25 protein-coding genes and 1 tRNA gene are annotated in these 25273 nt (G+C 31.7%); 12 read left to right on the forward strand and 14 right to left on the reverse strand.

Translation table 11 applies throughout. The annotated features are described in order from the left end of the window. The first annotated feature begins 135 nt into the window (after positions 1-135). Entirely contained in the window at positions 136-2553 is a 2418-nt protein-coding gene (locus C8N41_RS03010) for a TonB-dependent receptor domain-containing protein (protein WP_115838164.1), read from the forward strand. 64 nt (positions 2554-2617) lie between these two features. Here C8N41_RS03010 and C8N41_RS03015 read toward each other — a convergent pair whose 3' ends face one another. Further along, a complete protein-coding gene (locus C8N41_RS03015; protein WP_115838165.1) occupies positions 2618-3733 on the reverse strand; it encodes a TolB family protein in 1116 nt (371 codons plus the stop codon). A 151-nt stretch (positions 3734-3884) separates the two neighbouring features. Between C8N41_RS03015 and C8N41_RS03020 the strand changes: the two genes are divergently transcribed. Beyond that, positions 3885-5129: a M28 family peptidase gene (locus C8N41_RS03020; RefSeq protein ID WP_115838166.1), complete on the forward strand. Its 1245-nt coding sequence runs from the start codon at positions 3885-3887 to the stop codon at positions 5127-5129. 15 nt (positions 5130-5144) lie between these two features. Here the strand turns inward: C8N41_RS03020 and C8N41_RS03025 are convergent, their stop codons facing one another. Next, positions 5145-5678, reverse strand: a complete 534-nt coding sequence (locus tag C8N41_RS03025; protein ID WP_115838778.1) for a hypothetical protein — start codon at positions 5676-5678, stop codon at positions 5145-5147. A gap of 117 nt (positions 5679-5795) precedes the next feature. Here C8N41_RS03025 and dusB point away from each other — a divergent pair, with 117 nt between their 5' ends. Further along, entirely contained in the window at positions 5796-6788 is a 993-nt protein-coding gene (dusB, locus tag C8N41_RS03030; protein ID WP_115838167.1) for a tRNA dihydrouridine synthase DusB, read from the forward strand. 86 nt (positions 6789-6874) lie between these two features. Here the strand turns inward: dusB and C8N41_RS03035 are convergent, their stop codons facing one another. Together C8N41_RS03035 and rbfA are read right to left on the reverse strand one after the other, a co-directional pair. Next, positions 6875-8083: an ABC transporter permease gene (locus C8N41_RS03035; RefSeq protein WP_170137080.1), complete on the reverse strand. Its 1209-nt coding sequence runs from the start codon at positions 8081-8083 to the stop codon at positions 6875-6877. Further along, complete coding sequence (rbfA, locus tag C8N41_RS03040; protein WP_092445823.1) at positions 8084-8482, reverse strand: 30S ribosome-binding factor RbfA; 399 nt, start codon at positions 8480-8482, stop codon at positions 8084-8086. It abuts the gene before it with no gap. Between the two features lie 150 nt (positions 8483-8632). On the opposite strand from rbfA, the gene mce reads away from it, so the two are divergent. From mce to C8N41_RS03075, 7 genes are all read left to right on the forward strand, one after another. Further along, a complete protein-coding gene (gene mce, locus C8N41_RS03045) occupies positions 8633-9037 on the forward strand; it encodes a methylmalonyl-CoA epimerase (protein ID WP_115838168.1) in 405 nt (134 codons plus the stop codon). A gap of 81 nt (positions 9038-9118) precedes the next feature. After that, positions 9119-9192, forward strand: a tRNA-Ile gene (locus C8N41_RS03050). A gap of 154 nt (positions 9193-9346) precedes the next feature. Further along, a complete protein-coding gene (locus C8N41_RS03055; protein WP_115838169.1) occupies positions 9347-9715 on the forward strand; it encodes a hypothetical protein in 369 nt (122 codons plus the stop codon). A gap of 5 nt (positions 9716-9720) precedes the next feature. Beyond that, complete coding sequence (locus tag C8N41_RS03060) at positions 9721-11031, forward strand: nucleoside 2-deoxyribosyltransferase (protein WP_115838170.1); 1311 nt, start codon at positions 9721-9723, stop codon at positions 11029-11031. Beyond that, entirely contained in the window at positions 11024-11641 is a 618-nt protein-coding gene (locus C8N41_RS03065; RefSeq protein ID WP_115838171.1) for a 7-cyano-7-deazaguanine synthase, read from the forward strand. Before C8N41_RS03060 ends, C8N41_RS03065 begins: the two co-directional genes overlap by 8 nt. 11 nt (positions 11642-11652) lie before the next feature. After that, positions 11653-12306: an HhH-GDP family DNA glycosylase gene (locus C8N41_RS03070; RefSeq protein WP_115838172.1), complete on the forward strand. Its 654-nt coding sequence runs from the start codon at positions 11653-11655 to the stop codon at positions 12304-12306. Between the two features lie 223 nt (positions 12307-12529). Then, on the forward strand, positions 12530-12811 hold the full coding sequence (locus tag C8N41_RS03075; protein ID WP_147298922.1) for a hypothetical protein: 282 nt from the start codon (positions 12530-12532) through the stop codon (positions 12809-12811). On the opposite strand, the gene C8N41_RS03080 is transcribed toward C8N41_RS03075, so the two are convergent. The 6 genes from C8N41_RS03080 to C8N41_RS03110 form a co-directional block, all read right to left on the reverse strand. Then, the gene (locus C8N41_RS03080) at positions 12798-13652 is read right to left on the reverse strand and encodes a rolling circle replication-associated protein (protein ID WP_115838174.1); all 855 of its coding nucleotides are present in this window, start codon (positions 13650-13652) and stop codon (positions 12798-12800) included. The two genes, C8N41_RS03075 and C8N41_RS03080, sit on opposite strands and share 14 nt — an antisense overlap. 302 nt (positions 13653-13954) lie before the next feature. Beyond that, positions 13955-14269 carry a helix-turn-helix domain-containing protein gene (locus C8N41_RS17245; RefSeq protein WP_394364687.1) on the reverse strand — a complete coding sequence of 105 codons (315 nt, stop codon included), beginning with the start codon at positions 14267-14269 and terminating at the stop codon, positions 13955-13957. 96 nt (positions 14270-14365) lie between these two features. Next, positions 14366-15022: a hypothetical protein gene (locus C8N41_RS03095; RefSeq protein WP_115838176.1), complete on the reverse strand. Its 657-nt coding sequence runs from the start codon at positions 15020-15022 to the stop codon at positions 14366-14368. Between the two features lie 2 nt (positions 15023-15024). After that, positions 15025-16254: a site-specific integrase gene (locus C8N41_RS03100; protein ID WP_115838177.1), complete on the reverse strand. Its 1230-nt coding sequence runs from the start codon at positions 16252-16254 to the stop codon at positions 15025-15027. 294 nt (positions 16255-16548) lie between these two features. Then, the gene (locus C8N41_RS03105; protein WP_115838178.1) at positions 16549-19842 is read right to left on the reverse strand and encodes an ABC transporter permease/M1 family aminopeptidase; all 3294 of its coding nucleotides are present in this window, start codon (positions 19840-19842) and stop codon (positions 16549-16551) included. A 2-nt stretch (positions 19843-19844) separates the two neighbouring features. Continuing rightward, positions 19845-20732: an ABC transporter ATP-binding protein gene (locus tag C8N41_RS03110; protein WP_115838179.1), complete on the reverse strand. Its 888-nt coding sequence runs from the start codon at positions 20730-20732 to the stop codon at positions 19845-19847. A 208-nt stretch (positions 20733-20940) separates the two neighbouring features. On the opposite strand from C8N41_RS03110, the gene C8N41_RS03115 reads away from it, so the two are divergent. Continuing rightward, entirely contained in the window at positions 20941-21735 is a 795-nt protein-coding gene (locus tag C8N41_RS03115) for a sensor histidine kinase (RefSeq protein ID WP_115838180.1), read from the forward strand. After that, positions 21732-22433 carry a LytR/AlgR family response regulator transcription factor gene (locus C8N41_RS03120; protein ID WP_115838181.1) on the forward strand — a complete coding sequence of 234 codons (702 nt, stop codon included), beginning with the start codon at positions 21732-21734 and terminating at the stop codon, positions 22431-22433. Before C8N41_RS03115 ends, C8N41_RS03120 begins: the two co-directional genes overlap by 4 nt. 44 nt (positions 22434-22477) lie before the next feature. Here C8N41_RS03120 and C8N41_RS03125 read toward each other — a convergent pair whose 3' ends face one another. From C8N41_RS03125 to C8N41_RS03140, 4 genes are all read right to left on the reverse strand, one after another. Then, positions 22478-22678: a zinc ribbon domain-containing protein gene (locus tag C8N41_RS03125; protein WP_115838182.1), complete on the reverse strand. Its 201-nt coding sequence runs from the start codon at positions 22676-22678 to the stop codon at positions 22478-22480. A gap of 65 nt (positions 22679-22743) precedes the next feature. Continuing rightward, on the reverse strand, positions 22744-23319 hold the full coding sequence (locus C8N41_RS03130; protein WP_092445809.1) for a helix-turn-helix domain-containing protein: 576 nt from the start codon (positions 23317-23319) through the stop codon (positions 22744-22746). Further along, positions 23312-23782, reverse strand: coding sequence for a hypothetical protein (locus C8N41_RS03135; protein WP_115838183.1), 471 nt, complete (start codon positions 23780-23782; stop codon positions 23312-23314). Before C8N41_RS03135 ends, C8N41_RS03130 begins: the two co-directional genes overlap by 8 nt. Before the next feature lies 1 nt (position 23783). After that, positions 23784-25169, reverse strand: coding sequence for a serine hydrolase (locus C8N41_RS03140; protein ID WP_115838184.1), 1386 nt, complete (start codon positions 25167-25169; stop codon positions 23784-23786). Positions 25170-25273 lie beyond the last annotated feature (104 nt).

The following is a 25273-nucleotide window of genomic DNA, read 5'->3' on the forward strand; positions in this document are numbered from 1 at the left end:
TCGATTTCTTGTGCTTTGCGACATCAAAAAGCATAATAAAAAGAGCTGAGTAATAGAAGTAATTATGGTTTTATTACGGAAAAACCTCAATAAAAAGTTAAAAACTATTTATATATTGCAATATAAACCTATTTCATGATTGTTTGCCTACGGTATTATTTTATTCTATTTTTTTTAAACCTGTGTATTGTCGGTTATGCACAAGACTTTTCAATTTTAGGTCAGGTTGTGGACTTAAATGATGAACCTGTAGCTTTGGCTAATGTGATTGTTTTAGCAGAAGATGGGAGTACATTTTATACTGGGACTTCAACAGATGATAACGGACAGTTTATAATTAATAACCTTTCTTCATCGACATATATACTTAGAGTAAAATTTATAGGTTTTAAAGATTTTACACAAAAAATTATTCTAACAGGTCATCTAGATTTAAAGCGTATTCAACTTCATGAAGTTCCAGAGGGTTTGGATGAAGTCACTGTAATTGCTAAAAAGCCAACCATAACACGCAAACCAGATCGTTTAATTTTTAATGTTGAAAATACTGCTTTAAGCGAAGGCTCGACGTTAGGTGTGCTAAAAAATACACCAGGAGTTATTGTGACAGAAAGTGGTGTTAATATTAAAAGTTATCCAGCTGACGTATATATTAACAATCGTAAAGTACAACTAACCTCCGAAGAACTTATTACTTTGTTAGAAAGTGCGCCAGCCAATAGTATAAAATCGGTTGAGGTTATTACAAATCCACCAGCAAGTTATGATGCTGATTCTGGCTCAGTAATAAACATTGTAATGAGCAAAAACCTAGTCACTGGTTATAGAGGAAGTGTATTTAACAATTATACCCAAGGTGTCTTTCCGAGATATAATGCTGGTACAAGCCATTATTTTAAAAACAATAAGGTAAATCTTAATCTTAATTATAGTTTCACAAAGAACAAAATTAATAGAGACCAAGAGGATACAGTCAATTATTTAGATAATTCAAATAACATAGAAGAAATTTGGACCTCTAATATTAATAGAAACACGTGGTCCGAAACTCATAATCTTAATCTTAATTTTGATTATTATATTGATGATAAAAACACTTTAAGTCTCACAAGTACAGGCCTATATACACCGTATTTTAAATATCTTATTAGAAACAATACAGATATTAGAGATAATACTTCCGTTTTTAAAGGACGCTTTTCTAGCAATAATTTATCTAGAGATAATAAGTATAATATTGGCACGGATTTAATTTTTAGACACGATTTTGATAATAGTGCCAACCTTACATTTAATGCACATTATACGATTTATGACTATGAGCGTGACCAAAATGTACTTACCAACAATTTTAATGATAATAATATGTTTAGTGGAGATTCAGAGTTTAACTCAACTGCTAACCAGAAAACCAATATTATTACAGGTAAAATAGATTATAGTTTACCTCTTAATGACAGTTCTAATTTTGATGTTGGTGTTAAATTTTCTACTGTTAATACAGAGAGTGATATTGAAAAGTTAGATGTTGTTGGAAACTCAGAAGTTATTGACCTTAATAATACAGATGCTTTTAAGTATAATGAAACAGTTTTTGCTGCATATTCTAACTATGCTAAATCTTGGGAGGCATGGGAGTTGAATGTCGGTGTAAGATTAGAACATAGTGACATTAAGGGAGAATCATTAACAATGAATGAGTCTAACACACAAGATTATTTAGATTGGTTTCCTAATGTAAGTTTATCTCATCAGATGCTCGAAAACGTTTTGATATATGGAAATTATAAACGTAGTATTTCTAGACCTAGTTATACGGACATAAACCCATTTACGTTTTTCTTAAATGAAAATACAGTTGTATTAGGTAATCCTAATTTAGTACCAACGTATGTTGATCATTTTAAAATAGGTACTAATTTTTTAGAGAATTTTACGGTCGAAGCTTATTACATGAATTATGATGGTGATATTGTAGAGCTACCTCGACAAGATAACCAAACTAACGAAATCGCTTATACACCTATCAATTTAGATAAAAAAGTAGAATACGGTTTTGATTTTATCTTTGATTATTATCCTACCAGTACCTGGAACCTTTATTTTGTAACTTCGTTTTATAATAGTTTAGAAGAATCTGATTTCGGAGAAGGATTTGTAGAGCAAAACCAATGGTCTAACTATAGTGTTTTATCAAATAGTTTTGCTTTCTTAAAAGATCAAAGTTTAACGGCAAATCTAACGTTTACTTGGATTGGTAAAAATTTACAACAATTTCAAACGGTTGAAGATCGTTTAGTTTCTGAGCTGAGTTTATCAAAAACTGTTTTTAAGAAAAAAGGTGTGATATCTCTCGCTGTTGAAGATTTCTTTAATCTCCAAAACTATGAAGCCTCTACACATTATTTAAATCAGTCGAGTTCCAGTTTTATAGATAGAGATACCAGATATATAAAATTAGGGTTTCGTTATAAATTTGGTAATACAAAACTCAGCACTAATGAGCGTACTACAAGTGCTGAAGAGCGTCAACGCCTTAAAGATATGCAGTAGGGCAATAAACGTTTAAAGTGCTTTTAAGATTTTTACAATTGTGCCTTTAGGTACAATATATTGGTTAATCCTGCCATTCTGCAATAAACAAATTAGTATCACGGCCTCCACCATTATTCCGATTAGAAGAAAACGCTAAGTATTTTCCATCGTTAGAAAACACAGGGAAAGCATCAAAAGTAGTACTATGTGTAACACGTTTTAAATTCTTTCCATCAATATCAATCATATATAAATTGAAAGGAAAACCACGTTCAGATTCAAAATTAGAAGAGAATAAAATTTTCTCACCAGAAGGATGGAAAAACGGACTCCAATTGGCGTTACCTAAATCGGTTAATTGACGTAAATCTGAACCATCGGCATTACAGATATACAATTCCATTTGCGTTGGTTGTACCAAGCCTTCGGCCAATAATTCTTTATATTCTTTAATCTCTGCTTCGGTTTTAGGACGCGAAGATCTGAAGATTAATTTACTGCCATCTGGCGAAAAGAAGGCTCCACCATCGTAACCTAATTCGTGTGTAATTTGTTTAACGTCAGAGCCATCCAAATTCATGGTATATAGTTCTAAATCGCCACTTCTAGTAGAAGTAAATACAATTTTATCGCCTTTAGGAGATACGGTTGGTTCTGCATCATAACCTACTTCGTTAGTTAATTGGCTTACGATATTACCTTCCAAATCGGCAACAAAAATATCATAGCTATCATAAATTGGCCAAATATATTTTCCGTTTTTCTTAAGTGGTGTATCTGGGCATTCTTCATCACCAAGATGTGTAGAAGCATAGATAATATGTTTGTTATCTGGCATAAAATAAGAACATGTGGTTCTACCTTTTCCGGTGCTTACCATAGGAGGTGCAATACTATCTGTAAACGTTTGGTTAGCATCCATTAAAAACATTTGGTCGCATTCCACATCCCATTTGGTATTATTAGACTGAAACACCAACTGTTTGTCATCAAAACTCCAATACGCTTCTGCATTATCACCACCATAGGTTACTTGTCGCATCGATTTAAAATGGACTTCTTCTGGATAGATTAAAGAATCATATTTTTTAGTCGCTCCCGATGTTGTTTCAACGGTGCCATTAGATGTTTTAGAGCGGTCATTTTTACAAGATGAAAACGTAACCAATAGAATTAAAACAGCAATGATTCTGTTCATAATAAAGAATTATAATAAGTGATATTTAATGCCTAATTTTGTGCAAAAGTAAGATTTAATGGTGAAATACGCGACGAAATAAAGCGGATAAATAATTCACTGTTCGACTACAAAACCGCTTTCTCATAAAACATTAAAAATATATTCTGACATGAAAAATGTATTGATTTTATTCATTTTATTAGGATTTCTATCTTGTAAAAATGAACTTAAAGTTGCCGAAAACAACATTAAAGAAGATGTAGCATTTTTAGCCGATGATAAATTAGAAGGTCGTCAAACGGGTACCCAAGGCGAAGTTTTAGCGTCGGAATATCTTATAAAACGTTTTAAAGCGATTGGAATACAACCCAAAGGTACCGACGGGTATTTACAATCGTTTTCATTTAAACCTAAAACAGATCCGCATAAAGAAGTAGAGTTTACAACAAATGCAGACAGCACCATTACAGGTCATAATGTTATTGGGTATATAGATAATAATGCTAAAACCACTATCGTTATTGGTGCGCATTACGATCATTTAGGTTTTGGAGGTGAAGGGTCTTTATATCGTGGTGAAGATAAAGCCATACATAACGGAGCTGATGATAATGCGAGTGGAGTTGCTGTAATGCTAAATCTGGCAAGCCGATTAAAAGTGAAAAATGACCAGTCTGAAATTAAGGACAAAAACAACTATTTATTTTTAGCATTTTCTGGTGAGGAAATGGGCTTATTAGGCTCTAATTATTTCTCGAAAAACCCAACATTAGATACTGAATCTATTAACTATATGATAAATATGGATATGGTTGGTAGAATGAAAGCCGATAGTACTTTAGCGGTTTATGGTACAGGGACTTCTCCAATGTTTAAGCAAACATTAAAATCTAATAATGATAAATTCAAAATTGTTGAAAATGAAAGTGGAGTAGGACCTAGCGATCATACGTCTTTTTATTTAATTGACATTCCGGTGTTACATTTCTTTACAGGTCAGCACGAAGATTACCATAAACCAAGTGATGATGCTGAAAAGTTGAATTATGAAGGCATGGATTTAATTTCAGATTACATCTATAATATTATTAACGATTTGGATGATAATGGAGAATTGGCGTTCCGTAAAACAAAGAATGAAAGTGAAGAAACACCACGTTTTAAAGTGGGATTAGGTGTGGTTCCAGATTATTTATACGATGGAAAAGGCATGCGAATCGATGGCACACGAGAAGATACTCCAGCTTTTAACGCAGGTTTACAAAAAGGAGATGTGGTCACAAAATTAGGAGATAGCACTATTACAGATATGATGAGTTATATGCGAGCCTTATCTGTGTTTGACAATGGAGATGAAGCTGCTATTACCGTGAAACGCGGAGAGGAAACAATTGATACTAAGGTGCGGTTTTAAAAACTAAAGTTGAATTTAAACCCCTAAAATTTTAGCATCTACTCTAAACTTTGTATCAACTACAATATTATGAGTTTCGCTAATGGTTTCGTCGGTGATTGTTTTAATTCTTAGATTAAAATTATCTTCTTTTAGATAGGCTTTTAATTCTTGGCCTAATACATCTAATTCTATAACATTAGAATTTGTATTATCATGAATAACGGTATTCGCAATTTCGGTTTCTTCTAGTCCATCGGCATTGATATACACATAGATTTCTTTTAAAAAATTGAAATTACCATCTTCAGGACTCTCTATAATCATTTTTATAGTTTTCAATTTTATACTCTCAATTAAATCTTTATGCGTGTTATTATTTTCAAAAGAAGATTCTGAGTCTGTAGTTATATCAGGTGTATCTAAACTAAATGGAGTATCGATTAAAATTGTGGGAGCAATGGAATAATTTGTTTGGTAATCCAAATCGAATTTAGTTAATTCATCAATAACATCACAACTGGTTAGCATAGCAAATACTATGAAAAATGAAAGTAGGGTCTTTTTCATGATATGTAGGTTTTTGTTAAAAATACGAATTAAAAAATAATCCATTTTTTATATAGTTTGTAAAAGCACTAAACAAAGATTAATAAAAACCTTAATTTTGCATCAAAATTTATACACTTGGTTAAAATAGGCGACATAGAATTACCAGATTTTCCACTGCTTTTAGCACCTATGGAGGATGTAAGCGATCCACCATTTAGAGCACTTTGTAAAGAGCAAGGAGCCGATGTGGTGTATACAGAATTTGTATCGAGTGAAGGCTTAATCCGTAACGCCGCAAAAAGCGTTATGAAATTAGACATCTACGAAAGAGAACGACCAGTTGGCATTCAGATTTTTGGGGCTAATATGGAAAGCATGTTGCAAACCATAGATATTGTCGAAAAATCGAATCCAGATATCATCGATATCAATTTTGGTTGTCCGGTTAAAAAAGTAGTATCAAAAGGTGCAGGAGCAGGTATTTTAAAAGATATCTGTCTTATGGAACAGTTAACGGCCGAAATGGTAAAACGTACCAATTTGCCAGTGACGGTAAAAACCCGATTGGGTTGGGATCACGATTCTATAAAGATTGTAGAAGTGGCAGAACGTCTACAAGATGTAGGTTGTAAAGCCATTTCAATTCATGGCAGAACCAGAGCGCAAATGTATAAAGGCGAAGCCGACTGGAAACTGATAGCTGAGGTAAAGAATAATCCTCGTATGCATATTCCTGTGTTTGGAAATGGTGATGTGGATACGCCCGAAAAAGCAATGCTTATGCGCGATTCTTATGGATTAGATGGCGCTATGATTGGTCGTGCTTCAATTGGCAATCCTTGGTTTTTCAAACAAGTAAAGCACTTTTTTGAAACCGGAGAGCATCTCCCTCCAATTTCTTTAGCAGAACGCGTAGAAGCCGCGAGACGACATTTACAAATGGCTATTGATTGGAAAGGTGAGGTTCTTGGTGTTTTTGAAACCCGAAGACATTATACCAACTATTTTAAAGGTATTCCACACTTTAAAGAATACCGCATGAAAATGGTCACTAGCGATGACTCTAAAGATGTATTTGCGGCTTTTGATGAGGTCTTAGATAAGTTTTCGGATTATCAGTTTCAGTAGAGTCCAAATCACTAAGATATCGTTATACAGAAGAATACCGAAAAAACTAATGCATTAGTAAGCGTGTATTAGTAGAAGAGGTGTTCTTAAGCCTCACTCTGTATTAATCCAGAAGTAATGCGTTGCGAAGCAATTTTAGAAGCCACAATTCCTAAAGCAAAAATAGTAGCTAAGACAATCAATAAATTCAAAAAGTTAATTCGAACAGGATAAGCTAAATCTGGAGTTAACATTACAAGCTCAAAAGATTGTTGTATAAATACAATTAGTAATCCTATTGTAACACCAATAAGTCCACTTACAATAGTCATTAAACTACCTTGTAAGAAGAAAATGTTTTTAATGGTTTTAGTTTCTGTACCCATATTAAAAAGGGTATTAATAGATTTTTTCTTATCTAAAATCATCATGATAATGGCACCAATAACATTAAATAAGGCAATGATAATCACTAAAGTGAAGATGAGGTAAATGGCAAGGTTTTCAGTATTCAACATTTTAAATAAAGCATCATTTAATTCGGCTCTATTCTTAATGTTAAATCGATTTCCAAAGGCGGTTTTAATCTCGGCTCTTATGGCATCTTCATTAGCTTTAGGCTTCAATTTAACTTCAATAGCACTGAGTTGATTATCTTTATAATTTAGTAATTTTTTGGCGAGTTTAATGTCCGAAAACACATAGTTATTATTTAATTCTTCATTTATATTAAATAAACCAACATTACTTACATAAACCGAATTGTAATACCCTTGTATTGATGTTGCTTGACCCTTTCCTACTTTAGGAACATAAAACGAAAGTGGTTTTAAATAATCTAAAACACCAAAAGAAAGGTTATTAGAGATGCCCCAACCAGCTACGACTTCATTACTGTTAGGAGTAATCCAACTGCCTTTAGTAACCATAGAGTCTATGCGTGTAACATTGAGGTAATTTTCATCAACTCCCTTTAGTGTTGCGATATGATTTTTGTTATCGGATTTAATGAAAATACGTTCCTCAATACTTTTTGAAGCAGCCACGATACCTTCAATATTTAAAAGGGAAGCGTTATCATTATCCGTCCATTGAAATGATTTTCCAGAAGTAGGAATTAATTTTAAATCTGGATCTACAAATGTGGAAAAATTAAGACTATAATCTTTTAAACCGGCAAAAACCGATAATACAATAAACAGCGCAGCTGAAGCAATAATAACTCCACCCGAAGCAATTAAAGTCATAATATTAATAGCATTATTACTGCTTTTAGAAAACAGATAACGTTTTGCTATATATAAAGGGAAATTCACTTAAGATTTTTTACGCTTGCCTAATAAGTCAGGATTCTCTAATGGATTGTCTTCTCCTTTTAAAGAACGTTCAATACCATCAATATATTCTAGAGAATCATCTATAAAAAACTCTAATTGTGGCATACGTCGTAATTGATGACGTGTACGCTGTGATAACTCGTGTCTAATTAAAGGTTTATTAGATTTGATACCTTCTAATAAGGTTTGTGCTTCTTTATTCGGAAAAATGCTAAGATAAACCTTTGCCATAGAGAGATCTGTAGTAACATTAACCTTACTTACTGAGATGATAACACCTCGTAAACCACCATCAGTTGCCGCTTTTTGTAAAACGTCTGCTAAATCTTGTTGAAGGATACCTCCTATTTTTTTCTGTCTTTGTGTAAATTCTTCCATGATGATTATTATAACTAATCATCTGCAAAAGTAGAGGTTATTTAAGTATTATCTTATTTTTGAGAGCAAATTATTAGCGAGAACATTGCTTTTACCATAATAAAAACGGATTTATCGCATTAAATAGAGAATAAAACTTAAAAATTTTTCATGAATAAAATTGAACATATAGGAATTGCCGTTAAAGATATCGAGGAATCTAATAGTCTTTTTAAAAGCTTATTAGGAAAGGCTCATTATAAAATAGAAGATGTTGAAAGCGAAGGCGTAAAAACATCATTTTTTCAATGTGGTCCAAATAAAATTGAGTTATTGCAGGCCACTAATGACGAGAGTCCGATTGCAAAATTTATAGAGAAGAAAGGAGAAGGTATTCATCATATGGCTTTTGCTGTTGATGATATTGAAGCAGAAATAGAGCGTTTAACCAATGAAGGTTTCACTATGATTCATACCCAACCAAAGCGTGGAGCCGATAATAAATTAATTGCTTTTTTACATCCAAAATCTACTAATGGAGTTTTAATTGAGTTGTGTCAAGATATAAAGGACTAAAAATTCTTTGACAGTTTTAAAATATGTAGTAATATTGCAGACTCTTTTAAATAAGAGATATAATTAACAGCAATGTTAATTGGTCCCATAGCTCAGTTGGTTAGAGCACCTGACTCATAATCAGGTGGTCCTTGGTTCGAGCCCAAGTGGGACCACTTTTTAAGAATGTAAAGCCTTGTAAACGTTAAGTTTGTGAGGTTTTTTTATTTTAGGGGACGAATTAGGGGACGAAAAAAATTAAATAATTTATATTTTTAAGTGTGATTCGGAAGATTATTTTTATTTTGCTGTAAACTAATCAATTAATATATGGGAAGTACAGGTACTGGAAATTTTAGTGACTATTCTTCACAAGGTTCGTCTGGAAATGGGAAAACAGGCGGTACAAGTGGGGAAAATAAGTGCGATAAGGCATTTTCTACAATGCTTGAAGAGGTTAATAGGTGTGATTACTATTTAACTAATAAGACATTACCAAGTGTTGGCGATATTGTCAATATTGGTTTTAATGACAGACCGACAGCTATATCAGAAGGAGGATTAATAATCGGTTATTTACCTACAAAATATAATTATATTAAACTTTGCATGGATGATGGGGTAAATTACTCAGGTCGTGTTGTAAGGTCTATGCGGGGAGTTATAGCGTCAGTTAGTATTGATGTTGTACCTGTTTAGTTAATATGGATTCTAAATTTTATTTAGTTGGAGATATCGTCATAGATGTTTCTTTATTTGATAATGCGGAAAAAAAAATGCGACTTGGTGGTATTGCTCATGCGATGAGGGGATTTTGGGCATTGAATAGAGAGTGTGTAATAAGTTATTTTGTTCCTGAATTTTTAAATAAAGAAGTAATTCAATTTTCAAAACATCATGGATTCGATAAAATAGAGCAATTAGGAACTGTTATTGGTGCACCTTATGTTTTTCTTATTGGTAGTGTTAAAGAAACTGGAGACCAAGAATATGATTTTTTACTAAGAGAAAAGGTTGAAATAGAATATAATTATGCATCCTTAAAAACCACAAAAAATAACGATAATATTCTTTTCATTGCGGGTAATTATGACGTCTATGAATTAATAGAAAAGCGTTATAAAAAGTCTAAATTACATATCGATTTAAGTAATAATATAAATACATTCTCAGATATTCCTAATTGTAAATTTGAGACGATATTTATATCAACTTCATCTAATCTGTTTTTAGATAACTACAATGATTCTTTTGAGGCTTTTTGTGGTTTATTTGAAAAATTTTGCAATGTATTGGTCTTAAAAGAAAATAGAGGAGGCTCTAGAATATATGATTTTGTATCTAAACAGAATTATAAAATCCCGTCAATTACACAACCTATAGTGCACTCAGTAGGAGTTGGTGATGTTTATAATGCATGTTATGTTTCCCATTATGAAAAGAAAGGAATTGAGCATGCTGGATATCTAGCTTCTTGGGTTGCATCAGAATACGCTTTAACAACGTTTCCAGATGATTTTAAGAAAAATATAGCTAGAGTTTTACAGGCACAGATAAAAAATCTTATTTCTATGGGAGGGTGCTCATTGCCTTGGGAGAATAGAAATTCATGTTCAATTTATATTGCCGCACCCGATTTCGATTATTTAGACACAACGATAATTGATAACTTAGTTTCTGCACTCGAGTATCATAATTTCAGACCTAGAAGACCTATTAAGGAGAATGGGCAAATTTCAGAGAATAGTACACGAGAAGAACGTGGATTAGCATTTGTTGAGGATATAAATCTAATTGCTGAGTGCAAAATATTAATAGCAATTTATATGAATGACGACCCAGGTACGATGATTGAACTTGGTTATGCAAGAGCTAATGGTATACCTTGTTTGTTGTATGACCCATTTAGTAAAGCTAAAAATAATATGTTAATTGAAATACCAAACACTGTGTCTAGTGAGTTAGATGTAATTATATCTGAAGTATTTAATTTAATTTCAAAAATTAATGAGTAAAAAAGTAGTTTTATTGGCATCAGGTGGCTTAGATTCAACAACGATGGCATATTGGTTAATAGATAAAGGTTATGACGTTGTGCCGCTTTTTATTAATTATGGGCAACATTGTGTTAATACAGAATATGAAACATTGATTGAAGTATTGCCAAAATCCTTGAAAGAAAAAGTGGAAATATTAAATATTTCCGATGTTTATAAATATTCGAAAAGTAGCTTTATAAATGAAAAAAATCTTTGGGAAAATGAAATGACTGCGGATGACTTGTATATTCCATATAGGAATATTTTGATACTAACTATTGCTGCATCTTTCGCTCAATCAATAGACGTAGGTGAGGTTTATTCTGCGTTTATAAATAGTAATCATGCCAAGGAAATAGATTGTTCTAAGGAGTTTTTTTCTAAGATGGAAAATATGTTAGGTGAATATGGTTCCGTAAAAATTAAAATGCCTTTTTTAGAAATGTCTAAACTTGATGTTGCAAAGATAGGTATAGAAGTGAAAGCGCCAATTGGAAAGACGTTTTCCTGTCAAGCTTCATCGATTATACCATGTGGAGCATGTCCGAATTGTGTTGATAGATTAGAAGCGATAAGAAAACTTTAAAAAATATTTGTATGCAAATAATTGAATCAGCGAGGAATTTAGCAGAATTTATTAAGTCAAATGAAGAAATTAGCTTATTATCTGAAAGAAGGTATTATGAGAATAATCACGTAGGAGCATTATTTACAGATATAGTTCTTCAGGCAGGGTTAAATTATAGAAGTGTTGTACAACCAAGAGTTATAAGAGTTAAAACTCTCTACCCTGAAGCGTATAATATAGAAAACTTAGAGAAAATACTTGATTCCGTTTCATTAAATGAATTTCTCAATTGGTCTCACCCAACAAAATTAGACCGTTACAAGCTTTTAATAATATTTTGCCATAAAAATGAAATTAACACAACTGATGATCTAAAAAGCTTCTTGAATAAATCTCATAATAGAAAAACTTTTCTAAGCATTAAGGGAATAGGAGACAAGACACTCGATTACCTAATGAAATTACTTAATTTTGACACTATCGCAGTTGATAGGCATATTGTTGGGTTTTTGGAAACAGCTGGTCTTCATCATGTAAGTTATTATTATACCAAACGTACATTTGAGTTTGCTGCAGACTTACTTGAAATACCTCGCTCTTCTCTTGATGCATCTGTTTGGAATTATATGTCTAAAGTAGCAGTCGAGGAGCCATCCAATAATCAATTAGCTATGCAATTTTAGTTTTATGTATCATTTTTTAATTATTTGAACAAATCTATTAAGCATTGGTAAGATTTGTCTGTATAATTTTTTACCCCCAATTATGAGCAATAGGCATAAGTTTTTAAAAAAATTTATTAAACTTTTTTTAGAGCAATCTGTTAAAAGAAGAAGTTCCCGAAACACTATCCGTGGCATTACTTTAGATATTAATAAAGTTACGAGGAAGCAATTTGATAAAAAGATGAAATTCACCGAAGAGGAGGTTAAGAAAGCTTTTAAATCATGTGGCTACTCAATAATGAATAGTTTTGACCAAGAAATGGATTGGGAAAAATGGAAAATTGGTACAAACCTTCCACGAACTGAGTTTGTCAATACTAAACCAGCCAAGCTAAAAAGACTTATATCGGCAGGTGTTAATTACTCTGAGCCTAATTGGAATCCTGAGACTATAATAGAAGTAGATAACCTTAAAGTTCAATTAGAAGAGTTTTGGAAAGAAAACAGTTCTATTTTAAAATAGAATCACTTAATATTTTCTGATTTTTATCATCTAATCGTTTATACATTGGCAATGTTTGTCTATTTAGATTAATCATCTTAATATTTAAGAAAGGATGTTTGTTTTGGTCTTTAATCTCAATTTCCTTTAATACAGCCCCCATTTTTTTAAACTGGTCTGTAAACTCAGTCGTGGTGTAAAAGTCCGTGTAAAGTTCTGAAATACGCTTTGAGCAGTTCCAAACTTGGCATTTAAAACTTGAGTCGTTCTTTGTTACGTATTTTGTTACGTAGGAAGCGATAGAGCGTATGTTTTTTGAGTTTAATTGCCTAACATCAAAAGCAGATGAAGGTCTGTAATCTTTGTCCCTTGCTTTAATTCCGTTTTTTTCTTGTAAGTCAATCCAATAATTCCACCATTTATCAATTTTCCAATACTTGTTGGTAATCATATGAAAATGAACGTTACCCTCAAAGACATCATTTTTAGTTTGTCGTTCTGCAACCCAAACATATTGAAAATCATCACTACGTTTCTTAGCATTATCCACAAACTTGCGTAATAAATTTATAGCTTGTTCATCACTCACTTTGTTTAAAAAAGTGAGTGTGACAAAGCTTAATCTTTTGTAGCATCGAGCAAAGCAAGTAATCTTTTTACGAATCTTTCGTTTTGAGCGCGGAGACAAGGTGCGCTCTTTTGTCACCTTGCCTTTACTTTCCTTTTTTTTTGCTTTAGTATCTTTCTTTTTTACGGGTTTTTGACGTTGCAGTGCTGAACCAGTAAATTCATGTTTTGGAATTCTGCCGTATTGCTTAGTTGAAAAAGCGACGCTTGAACCGTATGTATTTTTTACTATCATAATCTGAATCGTTGCACATTAATTAAAACCATTTAAAGGTTATTTATTAAAGGTTTTACTTAAAGGTATTTTAAAGGTTAAAAAAAAGAAAAACTACTTGAGAGTTTGGGGAATGAATATTCCCTTTTTTAGTTGTTTCATAAACTGTCCCGAACGACGATTATAAACGTTCATATACAGCCAACTAGAGTGTTTTTTGTCTAAGAACATTGCAAAGCCATTTAGCTTATGCACATATTCCCATTTCTTTGGTTTTGTTTCGTTCTCAAAGAAGACAATAACAGAGTAATCATTTTTACCTTTTAACATGATTTGCCCCCTCTCTTTACTCTTGGATTAATTAAAGTCAAAGCGTTTTCAATATCCTCTAATTTATAGAGAACTCGACTACCTATTCGATAAGCTCGTATTAAGCCCTCAAGTGTCCAATCGTGGAGAGTTGGAAGAGATATGCAAAGCTTTTTTGCAGTTTGCTTTCTAGTGAACATGTCAGAATCCGACGATTTAGGAGGACAGTAATGTTCAATAATTGCCCTTTTTACAGCATTTCTTATTGCTGTGTCAAAATCAAAATCGACATTTGATTTGTTTGAATTGTTTGTGTCTGCATTTACCATTATTTTATTGTTTTTTACGTTAATAATGGTGCAAAATTAGAAGTAAGACTAGCGTTTTTTACTACTGTAGTGACTACAAGAGGTAACTACAACTTTCTATTTTATTGATTGTAAGTCTGTTGTGATTTGAGCTTTTATTTCTTCAAAATCATTGTCTTCAAAAAGGACTAATAGCCTTTCAAGGTTTTGTTTTGTCCTAACTTTATTATCTTTTGAATTAAAATATACGAAAGGAAGATTTGTTCTAGTGTTATGGTTATCAAGGTCTAATATTTGAGCAATTACATTTCCTGCTTTTACATCAGCGTATTGTCTAACATCTAAACCTAAATAATGAAGTGCTAACATTTTTTGTTTATGACTTAAACTGCTTGTTCCTTTTTTCTTTTTTGGACTTATTTGAAGTTCCTTAAGCCAATAATAATATTCGCTAAACTCAATAACAGTTTTTTTATATTGTTCAGGTCTTAATAAATTACTCTTTAAGTCAATCTTACCAAAAGCATTGTATTCGAAAAATGATTTATTGAAAATGTTTTTTGAGGGTAAAGTACTTCCGTTAAAGACGCTATTCGTTGAATTATCATATCTACTCATGCCAGATGCAAGACTTGAGAACATTGACGGAGTATCATTTGAACTTGTAAATGTTTCAATTTGTTTAATTTCATTTTCAATTAAAAAAATAGAGTTTTTCGTTTTTTCTAATTCAATTGTAAAGGCTTCTATAAATGGATTTGGGGTGTTATTCATAATTAGTTGAAAAATGGGTGTGTTAATAATTTGTCTGCGTTTTCTTTTTGGGTAACCCTTATATATTTCAAGAAGGATTGTTCCGTTTTATGACCTGTTATTTTCATGATAGAAATAGTTGGTATTTCTGCCAAATATAAATTAGTCGCAAAACTTCGTCTAGCTGTATGAGTAGAAATTAATTTATATTTTGGTAAAACCGTTCGTTCAATTTTACCGCCTTTAGTTATTGATGTTTCAATTAAATCTTTAATTCCCGCCAAGCTTATAACTTCTTTTAAATATCCGTTCATGGTTTGATTTGCATAGGCTTTAGGTAAATTATTATTATATTTTTTTAAAATATTTCTTACTGTTTTGTGTAGTGGTATTGAAATTCGTTGACTTGTTTTTTTCGTTCTTACTTCAATAAGTGAATTATTCGAAGTTATGTTTTCGGGTTTAATTTGGGTGAAATCTGAAAACCTTAAACCAGTATAACAGCCGATTAAGAATAAATCTTTCACTTTATCAAGTCTAGGGCTCGCAGATAAATTCAGTTTTTCAATTTGTTTAAGTTCGTCAATACTCAAATAGACCGTGTCAGCTTCTTCGCGTATGGTTTTAAACTTTCGTTTTCTAAAATCAAGATTATCGTTTAATCCTCTATCAGTAGCTTCATTCATAAAGGATTTAATTGTTTTAATATGTTTACCTACTGTATTTGATGCTAGATTATAATTTAGACTTAAATGGGTAATATAATTACTATAAAATTCGAGGGTTATATTTTCAAAGTCTAGGTTATGTTTTTTGGAATATTCTTTTAAATACTTGTGTGTGGTATTGTAAACTTTAACTGTTCCCTCTGATTTTTTCAATTTACTTTCTTCTATATAATTTTCAATAAATTCTAAAAAAGTAGTTTTCTTCGGTTTTAAGATATGGTCTGATAATTCCTTTTCTAAAGCTTCTTTTAGTTTCTTGTTATTCGGCTGAATTCCATCATTTAGTAATTTTCTAAAAGCGTTGTTTATTCCGTTTTCAATTTTGTCTAATCTTGCATTAAATTCGGGATGCTCTGGAAAGCTTTTGGATGATTTAACACGTTGGTCATTTTTATTCCAAAATTTCGGATTTATTTTTTCAGATGTAGAATATTTAAATCTACTATATTGGTAATTGTAAACTAGATAGATTAAAGTATCTGTTTTTGCGTTCGGTTCTTTTAGTATAAACTTTGCTTTTGCCATGCCCAAATATATTAAAAAAGTATATCTAGGGGACGAATGAGGGGACGAATAATTTTAATTTAGCTTAATTTAGCCTTATTTAGCTTTACTTTAAAATCTACTGTTTATAGGTTTTAAGGTGCTTAAATACAATAAAATACAGTAAAACAAGATAAGTATTCAAGTAGTCCAAGTGGGACCACTTTTAAAATCAAGCCTTACAGAGATGAAGGGCTTTTTTTGTTATGTAACTAAAGTATTTTTTATTCAGTATTTAAGCTATTCAGTATTTAAGCCTGACAATTCTTAATTAAATCAATTCATTATTAATTCACCTATAGATTCAAAAAGTTCCTTAATTATGTGCTGTTGATGACTTGGTGTAACTTCTTTAAAATAGTTAAGTAAATCTTTACTTGTTGCGTACCTGTTCGTTTTAGTTTTTAGTTTTCCATTTCTAGTATTCCAATCTCCAAGAAATCTCTTTAACGCTGTATTTATTTTTTCTTCTCCAATGATTTCCTGAAGTTTATACATATTAATGGCACCTTTAGCATAATAAATATGGTCTTGATTATCTACTAATGCTAGCGTTGGTTCTGCTCCAGATTCTCTGAGTTTCCCTTCTTCGTATTTCTCTAATTGCAACTCTAAAAATTGCTGAACCTTGTCTTTTGGATAGTGCGTTTGTAGAACCATCATGGCAGCATATTGAGAAAGCGTTTCCAAAATAAAGTATTGCCCTTTTACATTTGCGGCTTCTACTTGCATAGCAAACCATTGATGTGCAATTTCATGTGCAGTTACATAAAATGCCATATCTACATCGGTTTCATCATCAATATCTAAAACAAAACCTATAGACTCTGAGAATGGAACAGTGCCCGGAAATGATTGTGCAAATTGCGCATAACGTGGAAATTCCATAATACGCAACTGTTCATATTGATACGAACTGAAATTTGTGCTATAGTAATCTAATGAGGCTTTCATAGCCGTCATCATTCTATCTATGTTGTACTCATGACCTTTATGATAGTAGATTTCCAAATCTACTTGTTTCGAAATAGCATCAGATTTTGAAATCCAGCTGTCTTTTTTTATGTCATACCTTGCTGAAACAATTGAGTAAAAATCAATCATTGGAATTTCCATTTTATAATGAAAATAATTGCGATTATTTTCTGTCCACTCCCTCAACAAATTACCAGGAACTAATGCTGTTTGGTCAATGTCTGTTCCTATAATCATTTCAAAATTAATACCATCAGAATCACTACCAGATCTTGCATTAACTAATTCTTTAGGGTCATTTCTATTAGCTCTATTGGTTCTTTCAGGCAAATTATATTCTGAACGTTCATCCCTATCACTTAGCTCATATTTTCTGTTGTAACCTAATGTTGGAAAGTCTTTATTGTTAAAGAATGTTCCATTTTCAACAATATTAGCATTTGAATTACCTGCTTCAAATCCATTCGTAGTAAATGATTGCTTAAAGTTCATTTTAATTGAATCTCCAGGATTCAAAGGGCTATGCAACTGATAGATGGTATAATCGTAGCAAGTGTATGTATTATTTTCTGTTGCACCTCTATCAAAAGTGACAGCATCTAATGTGATATTCTCTTCGATTAGTTTCTGAATATGAATCTCATTAATGGGTTGCGCGTTGGTGTTTTTTAATATATAATACCCTTCCGCAGTATAATCTCTTGATGAAGGATACAATTCCACTTTTAAATTCACATCTACTATTTTGGGCTGTGGTATATATTCAAACTGTTTGAGTTCTTTTTCATACGCTACTCTAAATTCGGTAGCTTCAGAATTGCTCCAATATTCATTTAAAATATTCGTATTGTAAAATATAAACCCTCCAATAATGATAAAAGCAAAAAGAATGATGTCAGTAAATTTTATGAGCGGTTTGCTGAACTTATACTTGGCAATTCTTATTCGTTTTATCAAATTTGTTTCATTTCCTCTAACAGAAACTAAAGATCCTATGATTAATAATAGTATTCCGAAGAGAAACCAATATGATTTAATTAACAGATAGGGTTGTAAAAAATGCCCATAACCATTCATATCAGAATACGTTCCTAAAGCACTTCCTCCGAAAAAATATAAATCGTGATCAAACCCGAATAAACCTAAAGCAACATTGGCTATAAAAAATATAATCACCAACATTATGCCTACAAACTTATGGTTTACCACAGATTGAATAAAAAATGCAATGCATGTATACAGTGCTAAAAACGGTAAAATCTCTAAGAAGAATCCATAAAAATAGACTTGGAATTCATATTTGTAATACCCACTTAATGTTTGAAATAGAATTCCTGAACCAATTAAAGCGAGCATTAATACTACATACACTACGTTTAATCCAATGTATTTACCCATTAGTTTGATAAAACTAGACATTGGTGTTGCGTCATAGATTAAATCTAATTTAGCACCTCGCTCTTTCCATACCAATTCACCTGAATAAAACACTAAAATTATTATGAAGAAATAAATAGATGTTTCTTTGAGTTCTTCAACAATAAAATAGGTTGCTGGATAGCTATCAACACCATATACAGTTCCAAGATTTACGGAATTAATGAGAATAATAATCATCCCACAAATAACAATTCCCCAAAATGATGCTTGCTTGCAAATACTGATAAAGTAAAACCAAGAAAATTGTTTTAATTGATTCCACTTTGAAAGTAATCCATATTGCTTTCTAGCTTCAAGAATTTCTATATCACTAACAACACTAGTGCTTTTACTAACTAATTTTTCAACTTGCTTTCTCTTTGATTGCTTTTCTTTAACAACATTAAAATTGAATTTTTTATACCCATAGATTAGCGCCAGTATTCCTAGAGATATCCAAAATAGTTTGTTATACAGCAATGCTCCAATAAAAGGAAGTTCTTGTGTACTTTTTTCTAAAGCTGACCAAGACTTTGTCGCAAAAGTGGTTGTTGTTAGCGAAAATGGATCTAGAATGGCTTGCCAAAATTCATTAGTGATAGCTTTGGTTAGCATAAAAATCACAAATAAAATAATACCTTGTGTATAGACTACCACCAGGTTTCTGCTTAAAGCACCTGTAACAAAAAATAAGGAAGCTCCAAAAAACAACGTTGGCAGCGTTACCATTAAAAACGTCTTTATATAAACAATGGCATTAAACCCTAATAGATCTTCTGGATTATGCCATGGCATAAATTCGCTTAGCATCATGCCAAATAAAATACCTGTAAATGCAAATAGCAAAACTGCAAACGATCCTAAAAATCGACCTAGTAAATAATCTTCTTTGTTGATTGGTGCAGAAAATAGCAATGATTCTATATTGTATTCAAAATCTCTTAGTACGGAAACGCCCATTATCATTGACGCTAAAATCATAAATATACCGGTAATGGCTCCCATAGTTTTTGCAATCACTATGGGTGAGTTTTTTTTCATAAGACCCATTTCTGAACCTTGAAAAATAAAGTCAACACCAACAATTGAAAATAGAAATAGAAAAAGGAAGAACACATACGTGTCTGGTCGTTTAATTCGGTATTGTATTTCGAACTTAAAAATAGTATACCACATAACTAATTAGATTTAAGGTTAGTAGTATTGAATATTTCCGAAAAATAGACATCCTCTAATTCGGCATTAATAAGCGAAAAACCGTCTCCTGGATTTGTATCACTTACGATATGAATGGTTGGTTTTCCAAGAAATAATCGTTCACTGATGACCTGATAATTTTCTTTATATAGGTTCAATTCTGATTTTTCGATTGTTTTTTTATAGACTTTGTCTTTTAGACCTTCTAGTATTTGCAACGGCTGCCCTTTTAAGCATACTTGCCCTTGATTAATAATGGCCATATTTGTGCAGAGTTCTTTGACATCGTCAACAATGTGTGTGGATAAAATAACCACGGTATGTTCTCCGAGCTCGCTGAGAACATTGTAAAATCGATTGCGTTCAACAGGATCCAATCCTGCTGTTGGTTCATCTACAATAAGTAACTTCGGATTGTTAAGTAAAGCTTGTGCAATGCCAAAACGTTGCTTCATTCCACCAGAAAATCCTTTCAGGTTTTGTTGTCGCACCTCATACAAATTTGTTTTATGTAAAAGCGCTTTCACTAATTCTTTGCGTTCATTTTTTTGAGTGATGCCTTTAAGGACTGCAAAATGATTGAGTAAAACTTCGGCAGATATTTTTGGATACAGACCAAATTGTTGAGGTAAATACCCTAAAACCTGTCGCAATTCATTTTTTTGTTGTAAGACATCGATGTCTCCAAGAACAATGGAACCAGAATCGGCTTCTTGCAGTGTTGCAATAGTTCGCATTAACGTAGACTTGCCTGCACCATTTGGACCTAACAAACCAAACATTCCTGTAGGTATTTCTAATGAAATGTTTTGTAAAGCTTTAATTCCGTTTGAATACGTCTTTGATAGATTGTCAATTCTAAGTTCCATACTGTTCGTTTTTTGATTGATTGAGACAAACATATAAGTGTTTTTAGCCTTTAAAAAGTGTTAGTGACACAAGTACTTGTACTGGTGACAAACACATTTTTTTAAGTTATAAAGACTCCTCAAAACACATTTATGTTTGTTTGTCACTGAATAGATACTGTTTGTCAACTAATTTGTCTGAGGTGTTTTATTTAATTAATATTGATTTATGAAATTGAATTTATCAGACAGAAAAAAGAAAACTATCAAGCGGTTATATAAAATAGCGCTGGTTATTATAGGCTTAGTCGTCGTCATTTTTAATGACATTTTTGGAAAACTAGAAGGGTTTGTAGAATTTATTGCATTGTACTTTATCCTTGTGTTTATTACCATTGTACATTGGCTATTTAAACAAATCAAATCACTTATCCGATTAAAGAACGAAAAGGCAAAAACAGAATTAATGCATTTAAAAAGTCAAATGAGTCCACATTTCTTTTTTAATATGCTTAATAACCTTTATGGATTAGTGGATAAGGATTCTAAGAAAGCTCAACAGCTCATTCTAAAACTTTCTGATATGATGCGTTATAGTATTTATGATGGCGAAAAAGAAACGGTTTTATTGTCTGAAGAAATTATCTATCTCGAGAATTATATCGAACTTCATAAAATGCGTTATCATAAAGCGATTGATATACAATTCAACATTGATACAAACGATACTGATTATGAAATACTGCCGCTTCTGTTTATTATTCTTTTAGAAAATGCCTTTAAGCATGGTGTGGAAAATTTAAGGGAAAATGCGTATGTTCATATCACATTAACAGCGCATAATAATGAAGTGACCTTTGAAATAGAAAATAATTTTGATGAAGCACAAGATAATCCTGAGACAGGAATTGGATTAAAAAACCTAAAACGAAGATTAGAACTGGTATACCCAAAAAAGCATACCTTAACACTATCTAAAACAGATACCATCTATAACGCTACATTGAATATTAAAGGCTTATGATTACATATATCATTATAGACGACGAACATATTGCACATGATATTATAAAAGGCTATTGTGATATGCTACCAAATTTAGAATTCAAAGCAGATTGTTACGATGCTATAGAAGCTATCGACTACATAAGCAAAAATGATATAGATCTTATTTTTTTAGATTTGAACATGCCTAAATTAAAAGGCTTTCAATTTTTAAAAACACTTTCATCACCACCAAAAGTTATTGTAACCACTGCGTATAGTGAATTCGCGATTGAAGGCTATGAATTAAACGTTGTTGATTACTTGTTAAAACCGTTTAGTTTTGAACGCTTTTTAAGTGCTATTAATAAAGTGAACTCTTCTGATACTACTACAATAAGAAAAGAAAGTAAAGAGGTTGCAAAGCCTGAAGGAAAACATATTTTTTTAAAACAGAATAATAGTCATATTCAGGTAGATGTAGATGATATTCTATTTATTGAAGCTTCAGGTAATTATACCAAAGTTGTTACTAATGACAATACCATAAGTATTCGTGAAAAAATATCGGATACCATCCAATTGCTTTCTGATAATGATTTTCTTCAAGTTCATAAGTCATTTGCCGTTGCAAAAAAGCACATCGATAGGGTAGAAGGTAATAGAATTTATATTGGCTACCATATTGTACCTATTGGTAAGCTATATAAAACAAATATTAATCAACTTTTTAAATAATCTTTAAGATTCATTTAAAAAATTGGTGCTTCAGCAAAACTATTTTAATTCGTGAAAAAATCGAAAATATTACTCAAAGCACCCGTCTTTGCTTTAAAGAATTCAGTATAAGTATATTTTTTACAGGTCACTGACGTAAATTTTTTATTCTGTACATCAAATATTTTCGACAACGTACCACCTGTGGCTCTCATTTCTCCAATTTCATAAGTGGTATTATCACACTTCGGACATTTGTATTTCATAGTTTTATATTTTTTGAGTTGATACTATATGGCTGTAAAAGATTAACGCTGATATTCATTGCCTTTTATTTTAAAAACTTAAATCGAGGTCTATATATCACCTCTTTATCATTGTTTATTCTCAGTGTATTGATCAATATTAAAATTAAATTGGCGACATACAAAAAGCCAATAACCATAAAAAATGTACTTAACGTTATTTGGTCTGTGAGTCCAATTTTTGATATGGTGAACAATACTATAGGGATAAAAAATAACAGAATGGTCCACGTGATTTCGAAATTGATTAAATCTTTACCCAGCTTATTACTGTTTTTTATCTTACCTTTTTTTGATGTCCAAAGTATAAATGGAATTAAAACCCCTAGCAATGGAAAGACCAGAAATAACAGTGCAGAGAGATTGAGATACGTTAAATACTTTTTATCTTCTTTTACGGACCAATCTATCAACTCATCTGGACTTACATTTAAGGCATTGGCTAATCGCTTCAATGACTCACCTGTGGGGTTTGATTCCCCTTTTTCAATACGCTGTATTGTTCGTAAACTTAAACCAGATTCTTCGGCTAGAAATTCTTGTGACATCCCTTTCTGATTTCTTAATTCTTTTACTCTTAAAGCCAAATAGCTATTATCCATTTTCTACAGGTTTGTTTTTAGTTAAAGTTTTTCTGTACCTCATTATTGCAATGGTTAATGTTCCTAATAAAAACCCAGGAATCAATTGAACTAACGAACCATATATAACATGATTTAATAGCGCTTGTCCAAAATTATCAAAATATAATCCATAATGTGTACCTATTTCCCATTTTGTATCTACCCACCAAAGTATCGCAACAGGAATCCTTGAAATAGGCGAGTAAATAAGTAAGCTTAATAAAAGAATCTTGAATGCTTGTTTATGGTTAGCTATTTTAATACCTAAATATATCGAAAACCCTAAGGTAAGCCAAAGTAGGCCAATAATAAAAATTGCATTTTCAGGCAATCCAAATAATTCTAAACAGTATCTAACAGGTGTTAGGATTAGTGCAATTATTATGGGTGCTTTAGCATAATATATGGCTTGTTGTAAAGTCGTTTTTTCGTTATTTTTCATACTAGTTCTTTTTAGCGATAATTTTACGACCAGATTGATTCATTGTTAAGCTAATAACATTATTCGTTTCATTTTTATTAAACGTGATTTCTGCATCTACAATTTTTACAAAAAAATGATTTTGAGTTTCAGCAAAAAGTTCAACCTTTTTAGTTTGACCCGGTGCTAATAAATATAATTGATTTGTGTTATCTAAACCGATTGTAAGGTTTACGTTTGGTTTAACCTCATAAGTACCTGTATAGTTATTCAATATTTCGGCCGAAACAGCAATTGACTTCTTTTCTTGTTCAATGGTTTTAGTGACTGCTGAAACTTTATTTACGTCAGGGCTAGTAACAAATAATTCCGCAACTTGTTTTGCAACGTTATTTGCATTTTTACAATTGCAGTTGGTTAATACAGTAATATACATGTTTTCTTGAGGTAAAAACAGAGCAATACTGGTAAAACCCTTCGTACTTCCTGTGTGCGCAACTACAGGAGAATTTCCCAATCTTGAAAACCGAAAGCCATAACCGTAAGGTATTTTTTTTCCACTATTTAATAGGGTTGGTGTCATAGCTTGCTTTATACTAGACTCTTTTAAAAGAGTGTTTTGAAGTAATGCGTTTTGCCATTTTAAAAGATCCTCTGTGGTAGATAATATAGCTCCTGCAGAATATGCTAATGACAAGTTCATATAATCTGATTTTACAAATTCATTTTGTTTAATGATATAGCCCGTAGATCGGTTTGGAATAACTTGTTTCATATCTCCACAATATGAAGACGTCATTCCTATTTTATCAAAAATATTTTCTTGAATAAATTGACCATAAGATTGCTTAGAAATTGTTTCAATAATTTGTCCCAATAAAATATAACCTGCATTACTGTATTTAAATTTTTCACCAGGCATAAATGCCAATGGTTCATCTTTAAAATAGGTGATAAGTTCTTTTGGAGACCTATCCATTCTCGAGGTATAATTCTTTTCACTTAAAGGCGTTTTGTTTTTTATTCCCGAAGTATGATTTAATAAATGATGAATGGTAATATCTCTTCCAACCTCAATATATTCGGGAATATATTTTCCAATTTTATCTTCGATATTGAGCTTACCTTGCTCTGCAAGCATTAAAATTGAAACTGCAGTAAACTGTTTTGTGATTGAACCAATCTGAAATACACTATTAACCTCTATAGGTATATTTAATTCCAAATTTGATTTCCCTAAGGCTTTTTTATAAATGGCTTTACCGTCTTTAGCTACCAAAATTGTAATACCTGGCTCATTAGCGCTATATTGTAAAGAAACTATAGAGTCAATTTTTGATTCATAGCTCTGACTGAAGCTAAAATATGTAATGAAAAGAAAAGTGAGTGTTGTAAAAAAATTATTCATTGATTTGTATTTAATGTTCAGTGAACAAAATTAAATACATTAGCCATTGACACTTGCGCCAAGCTTATGACATCTTTATGACATCTGCGCTTATTCCTTTCAAT

Origin of the sequence: Winogradskyella sediminis (genome assembly GCF_003387355.1) — a bacterium.
In the GTDB taxonomy this organism is placed as follows: domain Bacteria; phylum Bacteroidota; class Bacteroidia; order Flavobacteriales; family Flavobacteriaceae; genus Winogradskyella; species Winogradskyella sediminis.

What these genes read in the sequence shown, in the direction of transcription:
- mce (WP_115838168.1), top strand. Translation starts at nt 8,633, where the DNA reads ATGAATAAAATTGAACATATAGGAATTGCCGTTAAAGATATCGAGGAA.
- C8N41_RS03010 (WP_115838164.1), top strand. Translation starts at nt 136, where the DNA reads ATGATTGTTTGCCTACGGTATTATTTTATTCTATTTTTTTTAAACCTG.
- C8N41_RS03095 (WP_115838176.1), bottom strand. Translation starts at nt 15,022, where the DNA reads ATGAATAACACCCCAAATCCATTTATAGAAGCCTTTACAATTGAATTA.
- C8N41_RS03105 (WP_115838178.1), bottom strand. Translation starts at nt 19,842, where the DNA reads ATGTGGTATACTATTTTTAAGTTCGAAATACAATACCGAATTAAACGA.
- C8N41_RS03020 (WP_115838166.1), top strand. Translation starts at nt 3,885, where the DNA reads ATGAAAAATGTATTGATTTTATTCATTTTATTAGGATTTCTATCTTGT.
- C8N41_RS03070 (WP_115838172.1), top strand. Translation starts at nt 11,653, where the DNA reads ATGCAAATAATTGAATCAGCGAGGAATTTAGCAGAATTTATTAAGTCA.
- rbfA (WP_092445823.1), bottom strand. Translation starts at nt 8,482, where the DNA reads ATGGAAGAATTTACACAAAGACAGAAAAAAATAGGAGGTATCCTTCAA.
- C8N41_RS03115 (WP_115838180.1), top strand. Translation starts at nt 20,941, where the DNA reads ATGAAATTGAATTTATCAGACAGAAAAAAGAAAACTATCAAGCGGTTA.
- C8N41_RS03100 (WP_115838177.1), bottom strand. Translation starts at nt 16,254, where the DNA reads ATGGCAAAAGCAAAGTTTATACTAAAAGAACCGAACGCAAAAACAGAT.
- C8N41_RS03055 (WP_115838169.1), top strand. Translation starts at nt 9,347, where the DNA reads ATGGGAAGTACAGGTACTGGAAATTTTAGTGACTATTCTTCACAAGGT.
- C8N41_RS03120 (WP_115838181.1), top strand. Translation starts at nt 21,732, where the DNA reads ATGATTACATATATCATTATAGACGACGAACATATTGCACATGATATT.
- C8N41_RS03025 (WP_115838778.1), bottom strand. Translation starts at nt 5,678, where the DNA reads ATGAAAAAGACCCTACTTTCATTTTTCATAGTATTTGCTATGCTAACC.
- C8N41_RS03135 (WP_115838183.1), bottom strand. Translation starts at nt 23,782, where the DNA reads ATGAAAAATAACGAAAAAACGACTTTACAACAAGCCATATATTATGCT.
- C8N41_RS03065 (WP_115838171.1), top strand. Translation starts at nt 11,024, where the DNA reads ATGAGTAAAAAAGTAGTTTTATTGGCATCAGGTGGCTTAGATTCAACA.
- C8N41_RS03060 (WP_115838170.1), top strand. Translation starts at nt 9,721, where the DNA reads ATGGATTCTAAATTTTATTTAGTTGGAGATATCGTCATAGATGTTTCT.
- C8N41_RS03110 (WP_115838179.1), bottom strand. Translation starts at nt 20,732, where the DNA reads ATGGAACTTAGAATTGACAATCTATCAAAGACGTATTCAAACGGAATT.
- C8N41_RS03015 (WP_115838165.1), bottom strand. Translation starts at nt 3,733, where the DNA reads ATGAACAGAATCATTGCTGTTTTAATTCTATTGGTTACGTTTTCATCT.
- C8N41_RS03080 (WP_115838174.1), bottom strand. Translation starts at nt 13,652, where the DNA reads ATGATAGTAAAAAATACATACGGTTCAAGCGTCGCTTTTTCAACTAAG.
- C8N41_RS03140 (WP_115838184.1), bottom strand. Translation starts at nt 25,169, where the DNA reads ATGAATAATTTTTTTACAACACTCACTTTTCTTTTCATTACATATTTT.
- C8N41_RS17245 (WP_394364687.1), bottom strand. Translation starts at nt 14,269, where the DNA reads ATGGTAAATGCAGACACAAACAATTCAAACAAATCAAATGTCGATTTT.
- C8N41_RS03125 (WP_115838182.1), bottom strand. Translation starts at nt 22,678, where the DNA reads ATGAAATACAAATGTCCGAAGTGTGATAATACCACTTATGAAATTGGA.
- C8N41_RS03075 (WP_147298922.1), top strand. Translation starts at nt 12,530, where the DNA reads ATGAAATTCACCGAAGAGGAGGTTAAGAAAGCTTTTAAATCATGTGGC.
- C8N41_RS03130 (WP_092445809.1), bottom strand. Translation starts at nt 23,319, where the DNA reads ATGGATAATAGCTATTTGGCTTTAAGAGTAAAAGAATTAAGAAATCAG.